We start from the raw sequence: 20,468 nt of genomic DNA on the forward strand, positions 1-20,468 counted from the left end.
GTCAACAATGGCATCGTCATCAGCGTTACGGTTTGCGATTAATTTAGGTAACGCTTTGCTCGCTAAGCAGTTAACCGACGGATCGTTACAGGGACTAACGGTTGAGCTAGCGCGAAAAATTGCGGAGTTCTGCCAGCAGCCGGAGCGGCTGTTACCTTACCCCGCAGCAAAAGGTATTGTTGACGATGCTTCGAATAATCAATGGGATATTGCTTTTTTAGCGGTCGATCCCGCACGTGAGAACGAACTGCGCTTTACCTCGCCCTATCTCACGATTGACTGCACCCTACTGGTACGTAGCTGCAGCGGGATACATTCCGTCCTGGAGATGGACCGGGAAGGCGTGACGATTAACGTCGGTAAAGGCTCCGCCTATTCATTGCCGCTCATTCGGACATTAAAACACGCCCGTCTTTGCGAATATCCCACCACTCAGCAGGCGCTCAACGCTTTTCTGGCCGGTAAGGGGGATATGGTGGCGAATATTCGCCAGCTGCTGGAAGCCGCCGCCCTGGGGCAAGATAGCGTTTGTGTGCTGCCTGACAACTATAGCCAGATTCAGCAAGCCATCTGCGTGCCGCGCGCGGTTCCGCACTATTATGAGCGAATGGAGGCATTGGTGAGACAGTGGCAGCAGGACGGGACGCTGGCGGCGCTGGTTGCCCGCCATATTTATGCCTGACCTTTCCATTAATCGGGAAGAAGCCACGCCGATACATCAGGTCCGGCACATTTCCCGGAGGCGATGCTGCGCATCTGTCCGGGATGCCGGACCGCAGAGGGCGGGGCTAACCGCGTTTCCCGCCATACTGAGCAAACCAGGCGAGCATCCGCTGCCAGCCGTCTTTGGCTGACTCTTCATGATAGCTGGCGCGATAGTCGGCGTTAAAGGCATGATCGGCTTCGGGATAGACCACGATTTCCGCCGTGGCGTTGGCTGCCCGCAGCGCCTGACGCATAGTCTCGACGGTGTCCTGCGGAATGCTGGCGTCTTTAGCGCCGTACAGACCAAGCACCGGGGCGTTGAGATCGACGGCGATATCTACCGGGTGCTTCGGCGAATTCAGTGATTTTTCTCCCACCAGCTTACCGTACCAGGCCACTGCCGCTTTAAGCTGCGGGTTATGCGCGGCATACAGCCAGGTAATGCGTCCGCCCCAGCAGAAGCCGGTGATCAGCAGACGATGGGCATCGCCGCCGTGGCGCGCCGCCCAGCTGGCGACGTGGTCGAGATCCGCCAGCACCTGCGCGTCCGGCACCTTGCTGACCAGCTCTTTGAACAGGGTCGGGATATCGTGGTACTCATTCGGATCGCCCTGACGGAAGTACAATTCAGGCGCGATAGCCAGATAGCCTTCCTGTGCCAGGCGGCGACAAAGATCGCGAATATGTTCATGCACGCCGAAAATTTCCTGTACCACGATAACGATCGGCAGCGGACCGTCGGCATTTTTCGGGCGGGCGTGGTAGGCCGGCATGTTTTCACCCTGAGAGGGAATCGACGTCTCTCCGGCGATAATATGCTCTTCCGGCGTATGAACGGCGGTTGCGGCGTGTGGTGAAGCTGCAGGTGCGAATCCAGGTTGCTTGGTGGTGGTCATGGTATTCTCCGTACCCTTATTTATTAGCGCATCAATAACTATAGACCCTTTACCTTTAGTTCGGGCGGTAATAAAGCACAGTGCCTGAAAGCGGCTATCTTTTGTTCTGTGATGATGAATATAACTTGTTAATGTGATGTGTATCACTATTTACTGAAAAACAACTGCAATCATTATTGGTCTTGGTGACTATCATCACAAAATGTTGCCAGGGGCTTCTGTACAGTACCGTTTTGCTTCTGCTGATAATTCGACCCACAGAGGAGTTTTTTATGTCCAAGTCTGATGTTTTTCATCTCGGCCTCACCAAGAACGATTTACAAGGGGCTACGCTGGCTATCGTCCCTGGCGATCCGGAGCGTGTGGAAAAGATCGCCGCGCTGATGGATAAGCCGGTTAAGCTGGCATCTCACCGCGAATTTACCTCCTGGCGCGCGGAGCTGGACGGCAAACCGGTGATCGTCTGCTCTACCGGCATCGGCGGCCCGTCGACTTCCATCGCCGTGGAAGAGCTGGCGCAGCTGGGGGTGCGTACCTTCCTGCGTATCGGCACCACCGGTGCGATTCAACCGCACATTAACGTTGGCGATGTGCTGGTGACTACCGCCTCCGTTCGTCTGGACGGTGCCAGCCTGCACTTCGCGCCGATGGAGTTCCCGGCCGTCGCAGACTTCGCCTGTACCACCGCGCTGGTGGAAGCGGCGAAATCAATCGGCGCCACCACCCATATCGGCGTAACCGCTTCCTCGGATACCTTCTACCCGGGCCAGGAGCGTTACGACACCTTCTCCGGCCGCGTGGTGAGCCGCTTCAAGGGCTCAATGGAAGAGTGGCAGGCAATGGGCGTGATGAACTATGAAATGGAATCCGCCACGCTGCTGACCATGTGCGCCAGCCAGGGCCTGCGCGCCGGGATGGTGGCTGGGGTTATCGTGAACCGTACCCAGCAAGAGATCCCTAACGCCGAAACCATGAAGCAAACCGAAAGCCACGCGGTGAAAATCGTCGTGGAAGCGGCGCGTCGTCTGCTGTAATTCAACTCTTTCCCTGTCAGGCCGGATCCTCCGGCCTTTCTTTTTTGCGTCGCCTCTCGCAGGAAATTCCTTTTAAACTGGACGTTTGTACAGCACAATTCTATTTTGTGTCATCAGGTTATCGCAGGGGGCGTCGTGGATCTCTCCATTATTATCAGCGCGGTTATCGCACTGGCAGCCGGGTTAATGGTCGGCTGGCTGGCGACCAAAGCGCGTGCCGATCAAATTCGGGCCGATCTCATCGAGGAACGGCGAGAGTTGGATATTGAGCTGAGCGCCGCCCGCCAGCAACTGGCGCAGGAGGCCCACTGGCGTGAGGAGTGTGAGCTGCTGAACAACGAGCTGCGCAGCCTACGGGATATCAATACCTCGCTCGAGGCCGATCTCCGAGAGGTCACCACCCGGCTCGAATCCACCCAGCTGCATGCGGAAGATAAGATCCGCCAGATGATGAACAGCGAGCAGCGCCTTAGCGAGCAGTTTGAAAACCTCGCCAACCGTATTTTCGAACACAGCAACCGGCGGGTCGATGAGCAAAACCGCCAGAGCCTGCATGGCCTGCTGACGCCGCTACGCGAACAGCTGGACGGGTTCCGCCGCCAGGTGCAGGAGAGCTTTGGCCAGGAGGCGCGTGAAAGACATACCCTGGCGCATGAGATCCGCAATCTGCAGCAGTTGAACGCGCAGATGGCACAGGAGGCGCTGAACCTGACCAAAGCGCTGAAGGGGGATAACAAAACTCAGGGCAACTGGGGGGAAGTGGTCTTAACCCGCGTGCTGGAGGCCTCCGGCCTGCGCGAAGGCTATGAGTACCAGACTCAGGTCAGTATTGAGACCGACAACCGCTCGCGGATGCAGCCGGACGTTATCGTGCGCCTGCCGCAGGGTAAGGACGTGGTGATCGACGCCAAAATGACCCTGGTCGCCTATGAGCGCTATTTCAACGCCGAAGACGACTACACCCGCGAAGTCGCGCTGCAGGAACACCTTGCCTCGGTGCGAAACCATATTCGCCTGCTGGGACGCAAGGATTATCAACAGCTGCCTGGCCTGCGCTCGCTCGACTATGTGCTGATGTTTATTCCCGTTGAGCCGGCGTTCCTGCTGGCCATCGATCGCCAGCCTGAGCTCATCAGCGAGGCGCTGCAAAATAATATTATGCTGGTTAGCCCGACGACGCTGCTGGTAGCCCTGCGCACTATCGCCAATCTGTGGCGCTATGAGCACCAGAGTCGTAACGCGCAGAAGATTGCCGAGCGGGCGGGGCGCCTTTACGACAAAATGCGCCTGTTTGTGGATGATATGTCCGCCATCGGCCAGAGCCTGGATAAGGCGCAAGAGAGCTATCGCCAGGCGATGAAAAAGCTCGCTTCCGGGCGTGGTAATCTGCTGGCCCAGGCGGAGGCCTTTCGCGGCCTGGGCGTGGAGGTCAAGCGCGGGATTAATCCTGATTTAGTCGAACAAGCTACGGCTCAGGACGAGCAATATCGTCTCGAAGATGAGGATAACCTGCCGGAAAATGACGCATTTTCACCCGACTCTGCCGAGACGGTGCGTAGCCGGGAGGCGGCTCCGCCACGCTGAAACGTATGGGAAATGCGCTGAGTCTGATACACTCAGTGAACATTTTCTTGAAAAGCAAGCAGGCATAGAGATGGTTGAGGATTCACAAGAAACGACGCACTTTGGCTTTCAGACGGTCGCTAAAGAGCAGAAAGCAGATATGGTGGCGCATGTATTCCATTCTGTCGCCGCAAAATATGATGTGATGAACGACTTGATGTCGTTTGGGATCCATCGTTTGTGGAAGCGTTTCACCATCGACTGCAGCGGCGTACGTCGCGGGCAGACCGTGCTGGATCTGGCTGGTGGTACCGGTGATTTGACGGCCAAGTTCTCCCGCCTGGTAGGGGAAACCGGCCGCGTCATGCTTGCTGATATCAATGATTCTATGCTCAAAATGGGCCGCGAAAAGCTGCGCAATATCGGCATCGTAGGCAACGTTGAGTATGTTCAGGCCAACGCGGAAGCCCTGCCTTTTGCTGATAATACCTTTGACTGCATCACCATCTCTTTCGGTCTGCGTAACGTGACCGACAAAGAGAAAGCGCTGCGTTCGATGTACCGCGTGCTGAAGCCGGGCGGACGTCTGCTGGTGCTGGAGTTTTCTAAACCCATTATCGAACCGCTGAGCAAAGCCTACGACGCTTACTCCTTCCATATCCTGCCGAAGGTGGGCGAGCTGGTGGCAAAAGATGGCGACAGCTATCGCTACCTGGCGGAATCTATTCGTATGCATCCGGACCAGGAAACCCTGAAAGGGATGATGCAGGATGCGGGCTTCGAAAACGTGGATTACTACAACCTGACGGCGGGTATCGTTGCTTTGCATCGCGGTTACAAGTTCTGACAGGAGGGACGCTATGCCTTTCACACCCCTGATTACCGCTGGCATTGAAACGGCGCTGAATACTTTCCTCTGGCGCGACAAAGCGCTTAAACCCGCTCGCCAGCGCCTGCTGGGCAAGGTATTGCGGGTCCAGCTGCAGGATTTCGCCACGCCCGTGGTGCTGGTATTCAGCGAACGCCAGGTTGACGTCCTGAGCGCCTGGGACGGAGAGGCCGATTGCACCGTGATTACCCGGCTCAGCGTGCTGCCAAAACTGCGCAATCGTCAGCAGCTCACGGCGCTTATTCGCAGCGGTGATCTGGAAGTGCAGGGCGATCTGCAGGTGGTGCAGAATATGGTCTCCCTGTGCGACCTGGCAGAGTTTGATCCCGCTGAACTGCTGGCGCCCTATACCGGCGATATTGTGGCCGAAGGCGTCGGTAAAGTCCTGCGCGGCGGCGCTCAGTTTCTGCTGAAGGGGGCAGAGCGCCAGCAACGCTATGTCGCGGAAGCGATCACTGAAGAGTGGCGCCTGGCGCCGGGGCCGCTGGAGCTGGCCTGGTTTGCTGAAGAGACAACGGCTATTGAGCGCGCGCTGGCCGCACTGGAAAAACGGCTGGAAACGCTGGAGGGCAAATGACGCCAGGAGAATTACGGCGCCTGTATTTCATCATCCACACCTTTTTGAGCTACGGGCTCGATGAGCTCATCCCCAAAATGCGGATCACGCTGCCGCTGCGTATCTGGCGGCGGATGCTGTTCTGGATGCCAAACCGCCATCAGGATCAGCCTCTTGGCGCCCGCCTTCGGCTGGCGCTCCAGGAGCTGGGGCCGGTGTGGATAAAATTCGGCCAGATGCTTTCCACCCGCCGGGATCTCTTTCCGCCGCATATTGCCGATCAGCTGGCGCTGTTGCAGGACCGCGTGGCGCCCTTTGAAGGGAAGCTCGCGCAGCAGCAGATAGAGAAAGCGATGGGGGGGCTGCCGGTCGAGACCTGGTTTGATGATTTCTCCGTTGAGCCGTTAGCCTCGGCGTCCATCGCCCAGGTGCATACCGCGCGTCTGAAAGAGAATGGCAAAGAGGTGGTGATCAAGGTTATCCGCCCGGATATTTTGCCGATCATTAAAGCGGACATGAAGCTCATCTACCGCCTGGCGCGCTGGGTACCGCGTCTGCTGCCTGACGGTCGCCGTCTGCGCCCGCAGGAGGTAGTTCGTGAATATGAAAAAACGCTGCTGGATGAGCTGAACCTGCTGCGGGAATCCGCCAACGCTATTCAGCTGCGGCGTAATTTCGAAGACAGCCCGATGCTGTACGTGCCGGAGGTGTACCCCGACTACTGCAGCGAAAGCATGATGGTAATGGAGCGCATTTACGGTATCCCGGTGTCCGATGTGGAGGCGCTGGAGGCCCAGGGCACCAATATGCAGCTGCTGGCGGAGCGGGGCGTGCAGGTCTTCTTCACCCAGGTGTTCCGCGACAGCTTCTTCCATGCCGATATGCATCCTGGCAACATATTCGTCAGCTACGAGCATCCGGAAGATCCGCAGTATATCGGCATCGACTGCGGTATTGTCGGCTCACTGAACAAAGAAGATAAGCGCTATCTGGCGGAAAACTTTATCGCCTTTTTCAACCGCGATTATCGTAAAGTTGCCGAGCTGCACGTCGATTCCGGTTGGGTTCCGCCCGATACCAACGTTGAAGAGTTTGAGTTCGCGATCCGCACGGTCTGCGAGCCGATCTTTGAGAAGCCGCTGGCGGAGATCTCCTTCGGCCACGTGCTGCTTAATCTGTTCAATACCGCGCGGCGTTTCAATATGGAAGTCCAGCCGCAGCTCGTTTTACTACAGAAGACATTACTTTACGTAGAAGGGGTAGGCCGGCAGCTCTATCCTCAGTTAGACTTGTGGAAAACGGCGAAGCCTTTCCTCGAGTCGTGGATCAAAGATCAGGTCGGCATTCCGGCGCTGGTGCGCGCGTTTAAAGACAAAGCGCCGTTCTGGATCGAAAGAATGCCGGAAATACCTGAGCTGGTGTATCAGAGCCTGCAGCAGAGCAAACAGCTGCAGACCAGCGTCGATACTATTGTACGGGATATGCATGTGCGTCATGTGCGCCAGGGCCAATCCCGTTACCTGTTTGGTATAGGCGCGGTTTTATTGCTCAGTGGTACGCTGCTCTTTATCCATCGCCCTGAATGGGGAATGATGCCCGGTTGGCTGATGGCCGGCGGTGTGGTGACCTGGCTTATTGGCTGGCGGAAAACCCACTGATCGGTTCGCCTCTTCATGACGCAGGCTTATTTGCGCAAAATCATGTCGGCGGCCTGACGAAGAGGCGGCTCGCAGGATGGCGTGTATAATGCGTCCACACAATTCATCATCTGTCATAGGGGAACGTGTATGGGTGGTATCAGTATTTGGCAGTTATTAATTGTTGTCGTCATCGTAGTTCTGCTTTTTGGGACGAAGAAGCTGAGCTCGCTGGGGTCTGACTTAGGGGCATCTATCAAAGGCTTTAAAAAAGCCATGAGTGATGATGATAAACCCGAAAAGTCGGCGCCAGACGCAGATTTCACGGCGAAAACCATCGCCGATAAACAGGATGATGCAAAAAAAGACGAGACAAAACGCCACGACAAAGAGCAGGTGTAACTCGTGTTCGATATTGGTTTTAGTGAACTACTGCTGGTGTTTGTGATTGGCCTCATTGTTCTGGGGCCACAGCGGCTTCCCGTAGCGGTTAAAACGGTAGTTGGCTGGATCCGTACGTTACGCTCGCTGGCGACCACGGTACAAAATGAGCTGGCCCAGGAGCTAAAACTGCAGGAGTTCCAGGAGAGCCTGAAGAAGGTGGAAAAGGCTAGCCTGAATAACCTGACGCCGGAGCTGAAAGCCTCGATGGATGAACTGCGCGAGGCCGCGGAGTCGATGAAGCGCTCCTATAGCGCCCACGATCCCGAAAAAGCCAGCGACGAAGCCAATACCATCCTTAATCCGGTGGTCAAAGGCAGCGAAGCGCAGCGCCAGGACGTCACGCCGGCGACGGCAGAACATCAGGCCAGCGCTCCGGCTCATGCGCCAGATCCCGTTGCCGACGAGCAATCTGCTTCACCGGCTGACCTTCAGGCAGAGAAAACGTCCGCTACGGCGGCAGCTCCCCATTCTTCCCCCGCATCGAGTGATAAACCGTAAACATGGGCGTAGACGATACACAACCGCTAATTTCGCATCTGATTGAGCTGCGCAAGCGTCTGCTCAACAGCATCATTGCTATTCTGGTGATCTTCCTGGCGCTGGTCTATTTCGCCAATGATATCTACCAGCTGGTCTCGGCCCCGCTTATCAGTAAGATGCCTGTGGGCGCGACGATGATCGCCACCGATGTCGCTTCACCTTTCTTTACGCCGATAAAGTTGACCTTCATGGTGTCGGTGATTCTGTCGGTGCCGATTATTCTTTACCAGGTATGGGCCTTCGTCGCGCCGGCGTTGTATAAGCACGAACGCCGGCTGGTGGTGCCTTTACTGGTATCCAGTACCCTGCTGTTCTATATCGGCATGGCTTTCGCCTATTTTGTCGTGTTTCCGCTGGCGTTCGGCTTCCTGACCCATGCGGCGCCGGAAGGGGTGCTGGTCTCGACCGATATTCGCAGCTATCTCGACTTCGTGATGGCGCTGTTTATGGCATTCGGGGTCTCCTTTGAGGTACCGGTCGCCATTGTGTTGCTCTGCTGGATGGGCGTTACCACGCCGGAAGACTTGCGTAAAAAAAGGCCGTATGTGCTGGTGGGTGCCTTCGTGGTGGGCATGCTGCTGACGCCGCCGGACGTATTCTCGCAGACGCTGCTGGCCATTCCGATGTACTGTCTGTTTGAAGTCGGGGTGTTCTTTGCCCGCTTCTACACCGGGAAGCGCCTGACGCGCGATGACGACGCCGCGGCCGAAGCTGAAGCCGCAGAGCACAGAGAAGAGTAATACCGCCAACCGCCCGTCAGGGCGGTTGGCGTATGGGAGCGATCATGTTTGATATCGGCGTTAATCTGACCAGTTCGCAGTTTTCCCGCGATCATGATGAGGTAGTGGCGCGCGCCCTGGCGGCGGGGGTTAACGGCATGCTGCTGACCGGCACAAATTTGGCGGAGAGCCAGCAGGCGCAGAAACTGGCGAGCCGCTATTCCGGCTGCTGGTCCACGGCGGGGGTTCATCCCCATGACGGTAGCAGCTGGACGCCAGCGGTCGCCGAGGCGATTTATACCCTCGCCGGCGAGCCGCAGGTGGTGGCGATAGGCGAGTGCGGTCTGGATTTTAACCGGAATTTTTCCACGCCGCACGAGCAGGAGGTAGCGTTCAGCGCCCAGTTGGCGCTGGCCGCTGAGCTGTCGATGCCGGTGTTTTTGCACTGCCGCGACGCCCACGATCGGTTTCTGACGCTGCTTAAACCCTGGCTTGAGAAGCTCCCGGGCGCGGTGCTGCACTGCTTTACCGGCAGCCGCAGCGAGGTGCAGGAATGCCTGGATCTGGGCCTGTTTATCGGTATTACCGGTTGGGTTTGCGATGAGCGGCGGGGACTGGAGCTGCGCGAGCTGCTGCCGGCGATCCCGGCGGAACGTCTGCTGCTGGAGACCGATGCGCCTTATCTGCTGCCGCGCGATCTCAAGCCGAAACCGGCCTCGCGGCGTAACGAGCCCGCGTATTTGCCGCATATCCTGGCCAGCGTCGCGGCCTGGCGCGGCGAGGAGGCGCAATGGCTGGAGGCGCAAACGGACGCAAACGTCAGGGCGCTGTTTGGCGTTGACATTAACGGCGTTTAGATTTTCTGGAAGTCGGTATTTTTAACGCTCTGCAGGACTTGCTTATTCAGCAGGTTTAACAGCAACATAGAGCGCGCTTCGCCGTCGGGCTCGGTGAAGATCGCCTCCAGGCCTTCAAACGCGCCGTCGGTGATTAGCACGCTATCGCCCTCATGCGGCGTTTCCGGGTCGGTAATCCCTTCCGGTTTGTAGATAGAAAGCTGATGGATGACCGCCGAGGGGACGATAGCGGGTAGGGCGCCAAAGCGCACGAAGTTGTTAACCCCGCGAGTGGCGCTGATGGTGGTGGTATGAATCACCTCTGGATCGAACTCAATAAACAGGTAGTTCGGGAACAACGGTTCGCTGACCATGGTGCGTTTACCGCGAATGATTTTTTCCAGCGCAATCGTCGGCATCAGGCAGTTAACTGACTGACGTTCCAGATGTTCCTGGGCTCGTTGTAGCTGCCCACGTTTGCAATACAGTAAGTACCAGGCTTGCATAATGACTCATTCCACTTCTAATAACGGCAAGCATAACAAATGGCTGGTGTAATCGCGAAAGCCATTATAATTGAAATCCAAATTTCAGCGTTCTTTCACGCTAATTTAACAAAATTACAGCATCGCGCCGTCGAACACCGTATAATTAGCCGCCTGTAGAGAGGTCAATAACACTTCCATGAAATATCACGATCTTCGCGACTTTCTGACACTCCTGGAACAACAGGGCGAACTAAAACGTATCACTCTGCCGGTCGATCCTCACCTGGAAATCACCGAAATTGCCGACCGGACTCTGCGCGCCGGCGGCCCGGCGCTGCTGTTTGAGAATCCGAAAGGCTATACCATGCCGGTGCTGTGCAATCTGTTCGGCACGCCGCGTCGCGTGGCGTTGGGGATGGGTCAGGAGGATGTCAGTTCGCTGCGCGAGGTGGGTAAACTGTTGGCCTTTCTGAAAGAACCTGAGCCGCCAAAAGGCTTCCGCGACCTGTTTGATAAGCTGCCGCAGTTCAAGCAAGTGCTGAATATGCCGACCAAACGCCTGCGCGGCGCCCCCTGTCAGCAAAAAATCATCCAGGGCGATGATGTCGACCTGAATAAAATCCCGATTATGACCTGCTGGCCGGAAGATGCCGCGCCGCTGATCACCTGGGGGTTGACGGTAACCCGCGGGCCGCACAAAGAGCGGCAGAACCTGGGGATTTATCGCCAGCAGCTGATCGGCAAAAACAAACTGATTATGCGCTGGCTGTCTCATCGCGGCGGCGCGCTGGATTTCCAGGAGTGGTGCGCGGCGCGTCCGGGCGAACGCTTCCCGGTTTCCGTGGCGCTTGGCGCCGATCCGGCAACCATTCTTGGCGCGGTGACGCCGGTGCCCGATACCCTGTCGGAATATGCTTTCGCAGGCCTGCTGCGCGGCACCAAGACCGAAGTGGTTAAGTGCGTTTCCAATGACCTTGAAGTGCCGGCCAGCGCGGAAATTGTGCTTGAAGGCTACATTGAGGCCGGTGAAATGGCGCCGGAAGGCCCGTATGGCGATCACACCGGTTACTACAATGAAGTGGACAGCTTCCCGGTATTTACGGTAACACATATTACCCAGCGTGAAGACGCGATTTATCATTCTACCTATACCGGCCGACCGCCCGATGAGCCAGCGGTGCTGGGCGTGGCGCTGAATGAAGTCTTTGTGCCGATCCTGCAAAAGCAGTTCCCGGAAATCGTTGATTTCTATCTGCCGCCGGAAGGGTGCTCCTATCGCCTGGCGGTGGTGACCATGAAAAAACAGTACGCGGGACATGCCAAGCGCGTAATGATGGGCGTCTGGTCGTTCCTGCGCCAGTTTATGTATACCAAGTTCGTGATTGTCTGCGATGACGACGTCAACGCACGCGACTGGAACGATGTGATTTGGGCGATCACTACCCGTATGGACCCGGCTCGTGATACGGTACTGGTAGAGAATACGCCAATTGATTATCTGGATTTTGCCTCGCCGGTTTCCGGCCTGGGTTCAAAAATGGGGCTGGATGCCACCAATAAATGGCCTGGCGAAACCCAGCGTGAATGGGGTCGCCCAATCAAAAAAGATCCTGCCGTTACGGCGCGTATTGACGCCATCTGGGATGAACTGGCCATCTTTAAACAACAGTAAGCGGGGCTAACGCCGCTGTTTTGCTCTATTGACCCGACAGAGGGGACGCATGACAACCTTAAGCTGTAAAGTGACCTCGGTGGAGGCGATTACCGATACCGTATATCGTGTTCGATTAGTGCCGGAAGCGGCATTTTCCTTCCGTGCCGGCCAGTATCTGATGGTGGTAATGGATGAGCGCGACAAGCGCCCGTTCTCCATGGCTTCCACGCCGGCGGAACAGGAATTTATCGAGCTGCATATCGGCGCCTCGGAGCTCAATCTGTACGCGATGGCGGTCATGGATCGCATTCTGAAAGAGCGTGAAATTGAGGTTGATATTCCGCATGGCGAAGCGTGGCTGCGCGATGACGAAGATCGCCCGCTGATTCTGATCGCCGGCGGTACCGGATTCTCTTATGTGCGTTCTATTCTGTTAAGCGCGCTGGCGCGTAACCCTGATCGCGATATCGCCATTTATTGGGGCGGCCGCGAGGCTAAGCATCTGTACGATCTGGCCGAGCTGGAAGCGTTAAGCATCAAGCATCCGAATCTGCGCATCGAGCCGGTGGTCGAACAGCCGGAAGAAGGGTGGCGTGGTCGCTCCGGTACGGTACTCACCGCCGTGCTGCAGGATTACGGTACGCTGGCCGAGCATGACATCTACATTGCCGGTCGTTTTGAGATGGCCAAGATCGCTCGCGACCTGTTCTGTAATGAGCGCGGCGCGCGTGAAGATCGCCTGTTTGGCGATGCGTTTGCGTTTATCTGAAAATAAAAAACCCGCCCCTGACAGGCGGGAAGAACGGCAACTAAACCTGCTCTCTTCGCCATAGCCGCCAGGTTCTGGTGGCAATGGCGTTGAGATACCCTTTCGCTTAAACCCGCTCAAACACGGTAGCGATCCCTTGTCCCAGGCCGATACACATGGTGGCGAGGCCGAACTGAGCGTCTTTGCGCTCCATCTGGTTGATCAGCGTGGTGCTAATGCGCGCCCCGGAACAGCCCAGCGGATGACCGAGCGCGATCGCCCCGCCGTTGAGGTTGATCTTCTCATCGATCTGCTCCATTAAGCCCAGATCTTTAATACACGGTAGGATCTGCGCGGCAAATGCTTCATTCATTTCAAAAACGTCGATATCGCTGGTGGATAAGCCCGCTTTTTTCAGCGCCAGCTTTGAGGCCGGAACCGGGCCATAACCCATAATGGACGGGTCGCAGCCGACCACCGCCATTGAACGGACGCGAGCGCGCGGCTTCAGCCCCAGCTCGCGAGCGCGGCTTTCGCTCATCAGCAGCATCGCCGCTGCGCCATCGGAAAGGGCGGAAGAGGTACCCGCCGTTACCGTACCGGTCACCGGGTCAAACGCCGGTTTAAGCGTGGACAGCGTCTCGACGGTGGTTTCCGGGCGGATCACCTCGTCATAGTTAAAGGACTTGAGTACGCCATCGGCATCGTGGCCGCCGGTGGGGATAATCTCCGCTTTGAATGCGCCGGACTGGGTTGCGGCCCAGGCACGAGCGTGAGAGCGCGCGGCGAACTGATCCTGCATCTCGCGGCTAATACCGTGCAGACGCGCCAGCATCTCCGCAGTCAGCCCCATCATCCCTGCCGCCTTTGCCACGTTGCGGCTGAGGCCCGGATGGAAATCGACGCCGTGGCTCATTGGCACATGGCCCATGTGCTCGACGCCGCCAATCAGGCAGACGCTGGCATCGCCGGTCATGATCATACGGGCCGCATCGTGCAGCGCCTGCATGGAAGAACCGCACAGACGGTTGACCGTATTTGCTGGTACCGAATGCGGGATCTCCGCCAGCAGTGCCGCGTTTCGGGCGATGTTAAAACCCTGCTCGAGGGTTTGCTGCACGCAACCCCAGTAGATATCGTCTATCGCGCTTGCCTCAAGCGACGGATTGCGCGACAGCAGGCTACGCATCAGGTGCGCGGAGAGGTCTTCCGCGCGCACGTGGCGAAATGCGCCGCCCTTCGAACGGCCCATCGGGGTGCGAATTGCATCGACAATGACAACCTGTTCCATTGTGACTCCTTAAGCCGTTTTCAGAGCGCCAACCGGACGGGCTGGCTCTACCTGGGGATAATACGCTTCGTTATGGCGCGCTTTGTCACGCAGACCGGCTGGCACTTCATACAGCGGGCCAAGGTGCTGGTATTGCTGCGCCATATCGAGATACTTCGCGCTGCCGATGGTGTCCAGCCAGCGGAATGCGCCGCCGTGGAATGGAGGGAAGCCCAGGCCGTATACCAGCGCCATATCCGCTTCCGCCGGGCTGGCGATAATGCCTTCTTCCAGGCAGCGGACGACTTCGTTAACCATGGGGATCATCATGCGGGCGATAATCTCTTCATCGCTGAAATCGCGCTTCGGCTGGCTGACGTCGGCCAGCAGGCTGTCGACGGCAGCATCTTCTTCTTTCTTCGGCTTACCTTTGCTGTCGTCTTTATAGCGCCAGAAGCCGAGGCCGTTCTTCTGGCCGAAACGGTTGGCGTCAAACAGGGCGTCGATGGCGTCGCGATAATCTTTCTGCATCCGCTGCGGGAAGCCCGCCGCCATGACCGCCTGAGCATGGTGCGCGGTATCGATGCCGACCACGTCCAGCAGATAAGCCGGGCCCATCGGCCAGCCAAACTGTTTCTCCATCACTTTGTCGACTTTGCGGAAGTCCGCCCCGTCGCGCAGCAGCTGGCTGAAGCCGGCGAAGTAGGGGAACAGTACCCGGTTGACGAAGAAGCCGGGACAATCATTCACCACAATCGGCGTTTTGCCCATTTTGCTGGCCCAGGCCACCACTTTGGCAATGGTATTATCCGAGGTTTTTTCGCCGCGGATCACTTCAACCAGCGGCATGCGATGCACCGGGTTAAAGAAGTGCATACCGCAGAAGTTTTCCGGGCGCTGCAGAACGCTGGCCAGCTCGCTGATGGGGATCGTTGAGGTGTTGGACGCCAGCACGGTATCCGGGCGCACTTTTGTCTCGGTTTCCGCTAGTACGGCTTTCTTCACTTTCGGGTTTTCGACCACCGCTTCCACAACCACGTCGACGCGATCAAAACCGCTGTATTCCAGGGTTGGCTGAATGGTGCTAATCACTCCGGCCAGCTTCAGACCGTCGATTTTGCCGCGTTCCAGCTGTTTATTCAGCAGCTTCGCCGCTTCGGTCATGCCCAGGGTCAGCGATTTGTCGCTGATGTCTTTCATCACCACCGGCACGCCCTTCCAGGCCGACTGGTAAGCGATACCGCCGCCCATAATGCCAGCGCCCAGGACGGCAGCATGCTTCGGCGTCTCGACATCTTTGGTCAGCTTTTTCGCTTTCGCTTTGACGTACTGGTCGTTCAGGAAGATACCAACCAGCGCGCGGGCCTCATTGGTATGGGCCAGCGGGACAAAGCTTTTATTTTCCAGCACCAGGGCTTCTTCACGACCAAGACGCGCGGCGGCTTCAATGGTTTTGACCGCGGTGATCGGCGCCGGGTAATGCTTCCCGGCGGTTTGCGCGACCATGCCTTTGGCAATCGTGAAGCTCATGGCGGCTTCAATTTTGCTGAGCTTCAGCGGCTCCAGCTTCGGCTGACGTTTCGCTTTCCAGTCCAGGTCGCCATTCATGGCCTGACGTAGGATCGCCAGCGCGCCGTCGCGTAGTTTTTCCGCAGCGACCACGCCATCCACCAGGCCGATTTTCAGTGCTTGATCGGCGCCGACGTCTTTCCCGGCGGCAATAATTTCCAGCGCGCTATCGGCGCCGAGCAGGCGCGGCAGACGCACGGAACCGCCGAAGCCCGGCATAATGCCGAGCTTGGTTTCTGGCAGCCCAATGCGCAGGTCCGGCGTCGCTAGGCGGTAATCGGTCGCCAGCACACATTCGCAACCGCCGCCCAGCGCATAGCCATTGACGGCAGAGATAGTGGGGACGGGGAGATCTTCCAGACGATTGAAGACGCTGTTAGCAAAATGCAGCCACTGGCTTAACTGCTCCTCAGGGACCAGGAACAGCGAGAGGAATTCGGTGATATCCGCGCCGACGATAAATGCCGCTTTTTCAGAGCGCAGCAGCAGACCTTTGAGATCGCTTTGTTTTTCCAGTACGTCCAGCGCATGACCAAGGCTGGCTACGGTTGCGGTATCAAGCTTGTTGACCGAACCTGGGGCATCGAACACCAGTTCGGCGATGCCTTCTTCCAGCCAGTCGAGGTACAGGGTGTCGCCTTTGTAGAGCATGTCAGTCTCCTGAATCCAGCAATATGATCTGGTCATACCAGATGAAACGGAGTGTGGAATTTATGTTAAAGAATTGCAAATTACTCTTTAAATAATTGCTGGTCGGATCACATCCGGCGGAAATCACCCGCACGCAGGTCGATGTGCTAAGATGCGGTGTATCACGATCCCATAAAAGCAAAGGATAAAAGATGGAATCCCTGGCCGCGCTCTATAAAAATCATATTGTTACCCTACAAGAACGTACCCGCGACGTCCTGGCCCGTTTTCAAATGGATGCTCTGCTGATTCACTCCGGCGAGCTGGTTAACGTCTTCCTTGATGACCATCCGTACCCGTTCAAGGTCAATCCGCAGTTCAAAGCCTGGGTGCCTGTGACTCAGGTGCCTAACTGCTGGCTGCTGGTGGACGGTGTGAATAAACCGAAGCTGTGGTTCTATCTGCCGGTAGATTACTGGCATAACGTTGAGCCGTTGCCGACCTCTTTCTGGACCGAAGAGATAGACGTGATCGCGCTACCGAAGGCCGATGGCATCGGCAGCCAGCTGCCTGCTGCTCGCGGTAATATTGGCTATATCGGCCCGGTGCCTGAGCGCGCGCTGGGCCTGGGTATCGCCGCGGATAAGATCAACCCGAAAGGGGTTATCGACTACCTGCATTACTACCGGGCTTACAAAACCGATTACGAGCTGGCCTGCATGCGTGAAGCGCAGAAGTCGGCGGTGAATGGTCATCGTGCGGCCTACGAAGCTTTCCAGTCGGGGATGAGCGAATTCGATATCAACCAGGCCTATCTCACCGCCACCGGCCATCGTGATACCGACGTGCCTTACAGCAATATTGTCGCACTGAATGAGCATGCCTCCGTCCTGCACTACACCAAACTGGACCATCGTGCCCCGGCGGAGATGCGCAGTTTCCTGCTCGACGCCGGTGCGGAATATAACGGCTATGCCGCAGATCTGACGCGCACCTGGGCGGCGCACGGCGATAACGACTTTGCCCATCTGATCAAAGACGTTAACGATGAGCAGCTGGCGCTGATTAGTACCATGAAGGCCGGTACCAGTTACATTGATTACCATATCCAGTTCCATCAGCGTATCGCGAAGCTGTTGCGTAAACACCAGTTGGTTACCGACATGAGCGAAGAGGCGATGGTGGAGAATGACCTGACCGGGCCGTTTATGCCGCACGGGATTGGCCATCCGCTGGGTCTGCAGGTGCATGATGTTGCGGGCTTTATGCAGGACGATACCGGTACGCATCTGGCGGCGCCGTCGAAATATCCGTACCTGCGTTGCACCCGTATTATCGAGCCGCGTATGGTGCTGACCATTGAACCCGGCATCTACTTCATCGAGTCGTTACTGGCGCCGTGGCGTGAAGGCCCATTCAGCAAGCACTTCAACTGGCAAAAAATTGACGCCATGAAGCCGTTTGGCGGGATCCGTATCGAAGATAACGTGGTGGTTCACGAAAACAGCATCGAAAATATGACGCGCGATCTGAAGCTGGCCTGATGGAGAGCTGGTTAATCCCGGCGGCGCCGGTTACCGTCGTTGAGGAGATTAAAAAAAGCCGTTTTATCACGCTGTTGGCGCATACCGACGGCGTGGCGGCGGCAAAAGCTTTTGTCGAGTCCGTCAGAGCGGATCATCCTGATGCCCGCCACCACTGCGTGGCGTGGGTCGCGGGGCCGCCTGATGATTCGCAACAGCTGGGGTTTTCAGACGATGGCGAACCGGCGGGAACGGCGGGTAAACCGATGCTGGCGCAGCTGATGGGAAGCGGCGTCGGCGAGATAACCGCTGTCGTCGTGCGTTACTACGGTGGTATCCTGCTGGGCACCGGTGGTCTGGTTAAGGCCTATGGCGGCGGGGTGCATCAGGCGCTGGCGCAGCTGACGACGCTGCGCAAGACGCCGTTAACGGCATATACTTTGCAGTGTGAGTATGGGCAACTGGCCGGCGTCGAAGCGCTGCTCGCCCAATTCTCCGGAAACGTCGTTGAAAGCGAATATCTGGCGTCAGTTCGGCTGCGCGTGGCGCTTCCCCAGGCCGAAGTGGCGGCTTTTTCAGCAAGACTGGCTGATTTTAGTCGTGGTTCATTGCAATTACTGAAGATTAACGAATAATCCCCTCTGTTTTTTGCCTATCAAAGGAAGCGCCAGAGATGCATTTTCGCGCCATAACCCGAATCGTTGGACTGCTGGTCATCTTGTTTTCGGGGACGATGATCGTCCCGGGATTAGTGGCCCTGATATATCGCGATGGCGCGGGACGGGCCTTCACTCAAACCTTCTTTGTCGCTCTGGCGATCGGCTCCATGCTGTGGTGGCCGAACCGTAAGCAAAAAGGCGAACTGAAATCTCGCGAAGGGTTTCTGATCGTGGTGCTGTTCTGGACCGTGCTGGGGAGCGTGGGGGCCTTGCCCTTTATCTTCTCCGAACAGCCGAACCTGACGATGACGGATGCCTTCTTCGAGTCATTTTCCGGCCTGACGACGACCGGGGCGACCACTCTGGTGGGGCTGGACTCGCTTCCGCACGCTATCCTCTTTTATCGCCAGATGCTGCAGTGGTTCGGCGGCATGGGGATCATTGTGCTGGCGGTAGCGATTCTGCCTATCCTCGGCGTCGGGGGGATGCAGCTCTACCGCGCGGAAATGCCCGGCCCGCTGAAGGATAACAAGATGCGTCCGCGTATTGCCGAGACGGCGAAGACATTGTGGCTCATCTATGTGTTACTCACGATCGCCTGCGCATTGGCGCTCTGGTTTGCCGGTATGCCGGCGTTCGATGCGATCGGGCACAGTTTCGCCACCATCGCCATCGGCGGTTTCTCGACTCACGATGCCAGCGTCGGCTATTTCAACAGTCCGATGATCAACTCCATCATTGCCATCTTCCTGCTGATCTCCGGCTGTAACTACGGTCTGCATTTTTCGTTGTTGAGCGGACGCAGCCTGAAGGTGTACTGGCGCGACCCCGAATTTAGGATGTTCATTGGCGTCCAGTTGACGCTGGTCATCGTCTGTACGCTGGTGCTATGGCTTCATAACGTGTACGGCTCGGTGTTGACTACGCTGAACCAGGCGTTTTTCCAGGTGGTGTCGATGGCGACCACCGCGGGGTTCACCACCGATAGCATTGCACGCTGGCCGCTGTTCCTTCCGGTGCTGTTGCTGTGCTCCGCATTTATCGGCGGCTGCGCTGGCTCCACGGGCGGTGGATTAAAAGTGATCCGTATCCTGTTGCTGTTCAAGCAGGGCAACCGTGAGCTGAAGCGGTTGGTGCACCCGAATGCGGTGTATAGCATTAAATTAGGTAACCGCGCGCTGCCGGAACGTATTCTGGAAGCGGTATGGGGATTCTTCTCCGCCTATGCGCTGGTCTTTATCATTAGTATGCTGGCGATTATCGCCACCGGGGTGGATGACTTCTCTGCTTTCGCCTCCGTGGTGGCGACATTGAACAACCTCGGGCCTGGGCTCGGCGTCGTCGCGGATAACTTTGCCACCATGAACCCGGTCGCGAAATGGATCCTGATTGCTAATATGCTGTTTGGTCGTCTGGAAGTGTTCACCTTACTGGTGCTCTTTACCCCCACTTTCTGGCGCGAATAACAGGAGTGCTCGTGAAAACTTTAATTCTCTTCTCCACCCGCGACGGGCAGACCCGTGAAATCGCTTCGTTTCTCGCCTCTGAGCTTAAAGAGCTGGGCATCGATGCGGACACCCTGAACCTGAACCGTACCGATGTCGTCGAATGGCATCACTACGATCGAGTGGTCATTGGCGCGTCGATTCGCTACGGGCACTTTCATCCGGCGGTGGACCGCTTTGTGAAAAAGCATCTGGCAGCATTGCAGGCGCTGCCGGGGGCATTCTTTTCGGTTAACCTGGTGGCGCGTAAACCCGAGAAGCGCACGCCGCAGACCAACAGCTATACGCGTAAGTTTCTGCTGAACTCGCCGTGGCAGCCGCAGAGCTGCGCGGTATTTGCCGGCGCGCTGCGCTACCCGCGCTACAGCTGGTACGATCGGTTTATGATCCGCCTGATTATGAAAATGACCGGGGGTGAAACGGATACCCGCAAAGAAGTGGTCTATACCGACTGGCAACAGGTATCCCGGTTTGCTCGGGAAATCGCACAAATGGCGCGCAAATAGCGCGTAAAACTCGCGTTGTGATGGAAAATCGAGCGAACGAAAAGTTTTTTTGCATTTCCCCTTGTCACCTCAGAATTACTCCCTATAATGCGCCTCC

20 protein-coding genes are annotated in these 20,468 nt (G+C 57.0%); 16 read left to right on the top strand and 4 right to left on the bottom strand.

Annotation, left to right across the window (positions count from 1 at the left end; all coding sequences use genetic code 11):
- The first annotated feature begins 7 nt into the window (after positions 1-7).
- Positions 8-682 carry a transporter substrate-binding domain-containing protein gene (locus HMPREF3140_RS09750; RefSeq protein ID WP_016532475.1) on the top strand — a complete coding sequence of 225 codons (675 nt, stop codon included), beginning with the start codon at positions 8-10 and terminating at the stop codon, positions 680-682.
- A 106-nt stretch (positions 683-788) separates the two neighbouring features.
- Here HMPREF3140_RS09750 and HMPREF3140_RS09755 read toward each other — a convergent pair whose 3' ends face one another.
- Positions 789-1,601: a dienelactone hydrolase family protein gene (locus HMPREF3140_RS09755; protein ID WP_016532476.1), complete on the bottom strand. Its 813-nt coding sequence runs from the start codon at positions 1,599-1,601 to the stop codon at positions 789-791.
- A gap of 272 nt (positions 1,602-1,873) precedes the next feature.
- On the opposite strand from HMPREF3140_RS09755, the gene udp reads away from it, so the two are divergent.
- The 9 genes from udp to tatD all read left to right on the top strand — a co-directional run bounded on the left by udp (position 1,874) and on the right by tatD (position 9,840).
- A complete protein-coding gene (gene udp, locus HMPREF3140_RS09760) occupies positions 1,874-2,635 on the top strand; it encodes a uridine phosphorylase (RefSeq protein WP_002883419.1) in 762 nt (253 codons plus the stop codon).
- A gap of 135 nt (positions 2,636-2,770) precedes the next feature.
- The gene (gene rmuC, locus HMPREF3140_RS09765; RefSeq protein ID WP_002883420.1) at positions 2,771-4,219 is read left to right on the top strand and encodes a DNA recombination protein RmuC; all 1,449 of its coding nucleotides are present in this window, start codon (positions 2,771-2,773) and stop codon (positions 4,217-4,219) included.
- A gap of 70 nt (positions 4,220-4,289) precedes the next feature.
- Positions 4,290-5,045 carry a bifunctional demethylmenaquinone methyltransferase/2-methoxy-6-polyprenyl-1,4-benzoquinol methylase UbiE gene (ubiE, locus tag HMPREF3140_RS09770; RefSeq protein ID WP_002883421.1) on the top strand — a complete coding sequence of 252 codons (756 nt, stop codon included), beginning with the start codon at positions 4,290-4,292 and terminating at the stop codon, positions 5,043-5,045.
- Positions 5,046-5,058: 13 nt separating this feature from the next.
- The gene (gene ubiJ, locus HMPREF3140_RS09775) at positions 5,059-5,664 is read left to right on the top strand and encodes a ubiquinone biosynthesis protein UbiJ (protein ID WP_032412741.1); all 606 of its coding nucleotides are present in this window, start codon (positions 5,059-5,061) and stop codon (positions 5,662-5,664) included.
- Entirely contained in the window at positions 5,661-7,301 is a 1,641-nt protein-coding gene (gene ubiB / locus HMPREF3140_RS09780; protein WP_004177924.1) for a ubiquinone biosynthesis regulatory protein kinase UbiB, read from the top strand. The genes ubiJ and ubiB overlap by 4 nt, the downstream gene beginning before the upstream one ends.
- 129 nt (positions 7,302-7,430) lie before the next feature.
- A complete protein-coding gene (gene tatA / locus HMPREF3140_RS09785) occupies positions 7,431-7,682 on the top strand; it encodes a Sec-independent protein translocase subunit TatA (RefSeq protein ID WP_002883425.1) in 252 nt (83 codons plus the stop codon).
- A 3-nt stretch (positions 7,683-7,685) separates the two neighbouring features.
- Positions 7,686-8,222, top strand: a complete 537-nt coding sequence (tatB, locus tag HMPREF3140_RS09790; RefSeq protein WP_004181653.1) for a Sec-independent protein translocase protein TatB — start codon at positions 7,686-7,688, stop codon at positions 8,220-8,222.
- A 2-nt stretch (positions 8,223-8,224) separates the two neighbouring features.
- A complete protein-coding gene (gene tatC / locus HMPREF3140_RS09795) occupies positions 8,225-9,004 on the top strand; it encodes a Sec-independent protein translocase subunit TatC (RefSeq protein WP_002883427.1) in 780 nt (259 codons plus the stop codon).
- 32 nt (positions 9,005-9,036) lie between these two features.
- On the top strand, positions 9,037-9,840 hold the full coding sequence (gene tatD / locus HMPREF3140_RS09800; RefSeq protein ID WP_015959233.1) for a 3'-5' ssDNA/RNA exonuclease TatD: 804 nt from the start codon (positions 9,037-9,039) through the stop codon (positions 9,838-9,840).
- Here the strand turns inward: tatD and rfaH are convergent.
- Positions 9,837-10,325, bottom strand: a complete 489-nt coding sequence (rfaH, locus tag HMPREF3140_RS09805; RefSeq protein WP_002883430.1) for a transcription/translation regulatory transformer protein RfaH — start codon at positions 10,323-10,325, stop codon at positions 9,837-9,839. The two genes, tatD and rfaH, sit on opposite strands and share 4 nt — an antisense overlap.
- Before the next feature lie 178 nt (positions 10,326-10,503).
- On the opposite strand from rfaH, the gene ubiD reads away from it, so the two are divergent.
- Together ubiD and fre are read left to right on the top strand one after the other, a co-directional pair.
- A complete protein-coding gene (ubiD, locus tag HMPREF3140_RS09815; RefSeq protein ID WP_004146456.1) occupies positions 10,504-11,979 on the top strand; it encodes a 4-hydroxy-3-polyprenylbenzoate decarboxylase in 1,476 nt (491 codons plus the stop codon).
- A gap of 49 nt (positions 11,980-12,028) precedes the next feature.
- The gene (gene fre / locus HMPREF3140_RS09820) at positions 12,029-12,730 is read left to right on the top strand and encodes an NAD(P)H-flavin reductase (RefSeq protein ID WP_002883448.1); all 702 of its coding nucleotides are present in this window, start codon (positions 12,029-12,031) and stop codon (positions 12,728-12,730) included.
- A gap of 106 nt (positions 12,731-12,836) precedes the next feature.
- Here fre and fadA read toward each other — a convergent pair whose 3' ends face one another.
- Positions 12,837-14,000 carry an acetyl-CoA C-acyltransferase FadA gene (gene fadA / locus HMPREF3140_RS09825; RefSeq protein WP_004150456.1) on the bottom strand — a complete coding sequence of 388 codons (1,164 nt, stop codon included), beginning with the start codon at positions 13,998-14,000 and terminating at the stop codon, positions 12,837-12,839.
- Between the two features lie 9 nt (positions 14,001-14,009).
- The gene (gene fadB / locus HMPREF3140_RS09830; protein WP_032412743.1) at positions 14,010-16,199 is read right to left on the bottom strand and encodes a fatty acid oxidation complex subunit alpha FadB; all 2,190 of its coding nucleotides are present in this window, start codon (positions 16,197-16,199) and stop codon (positions 14,010-14,012) included.
- Between the two features lie 191 nt (positions 16,200-16,390).
- Here fadB and pepQ point away from each other — a divergent pair, with 191 nt between their 5' ends.
- From pepQ to hemG, 4 genes are read left to right on the top strand one after another with little or no spacing between them, the layout of a single operon-like run.
- Complete coding sequence (gene pepQ, locus HMPREF3140_RS09835) at positions 16,391-17,722, top strand: Xaa-Pro dipeptidase (RefSeq protein WP_004150459.1); 1,332 nt, start codon at positions 16,391-16,393, stop codon at positions 17,720-17,722.
- On the top strand, positions 17,722-18,336 hold the full coding sequence (locus HMPREF3140_RS09840; RefSeq protein ID WP_002883449.1) for an IMPACT family protein: 615 nt from the start codon (positions 17,722-17,724) through the stop codon (positions 18,334-18,336). The genes pepQ and HMPREF3140_RS09840 overlap by 1 nt, the downstream gene beginning before the upstream one ends.
- A gap of 38 nt (positions 18,337-18,374) precedes the next feature.
- Positions 18,375-19,826 (top strand): Trk system potassium transporter TrkH, encoded by a 1,452-nt coding sequence (gene trkH / locus HMPREF3140_RS09845; protein ID WP_070552958.1) that lies wholly within the window; start codon positions 18,375-18,377, stop codon positions 19,824-19,826.
- A gap of 11 nt (positions 19,827-19,837) precedes the next feature.
- A complete protein-coding gene (hemG, locus tag HMPREF3140_RS09850) occupies positions 19,838-20,371 on the top strand; it encodes a menaquinone-dependent protoporphyrinogen IX dehydrogenase (protein WP_002883453.1) in 534 nt (177 codons plus the stop codon).
- Positions 20,372-20,468: the final 97 nt, after the last annotated feature.

This window comes from Klebsiella sp. HMSC16A12, from assembly GCF_001808265.1.
In the GTDB taxonomy this organism is placed as follows: Bacteria; Pseudomonadota; Gammaproteobacteria; order Enterobacterales; family Enterobacteriaceae; genus Klebsiella; species Klebsiella pneumoniae.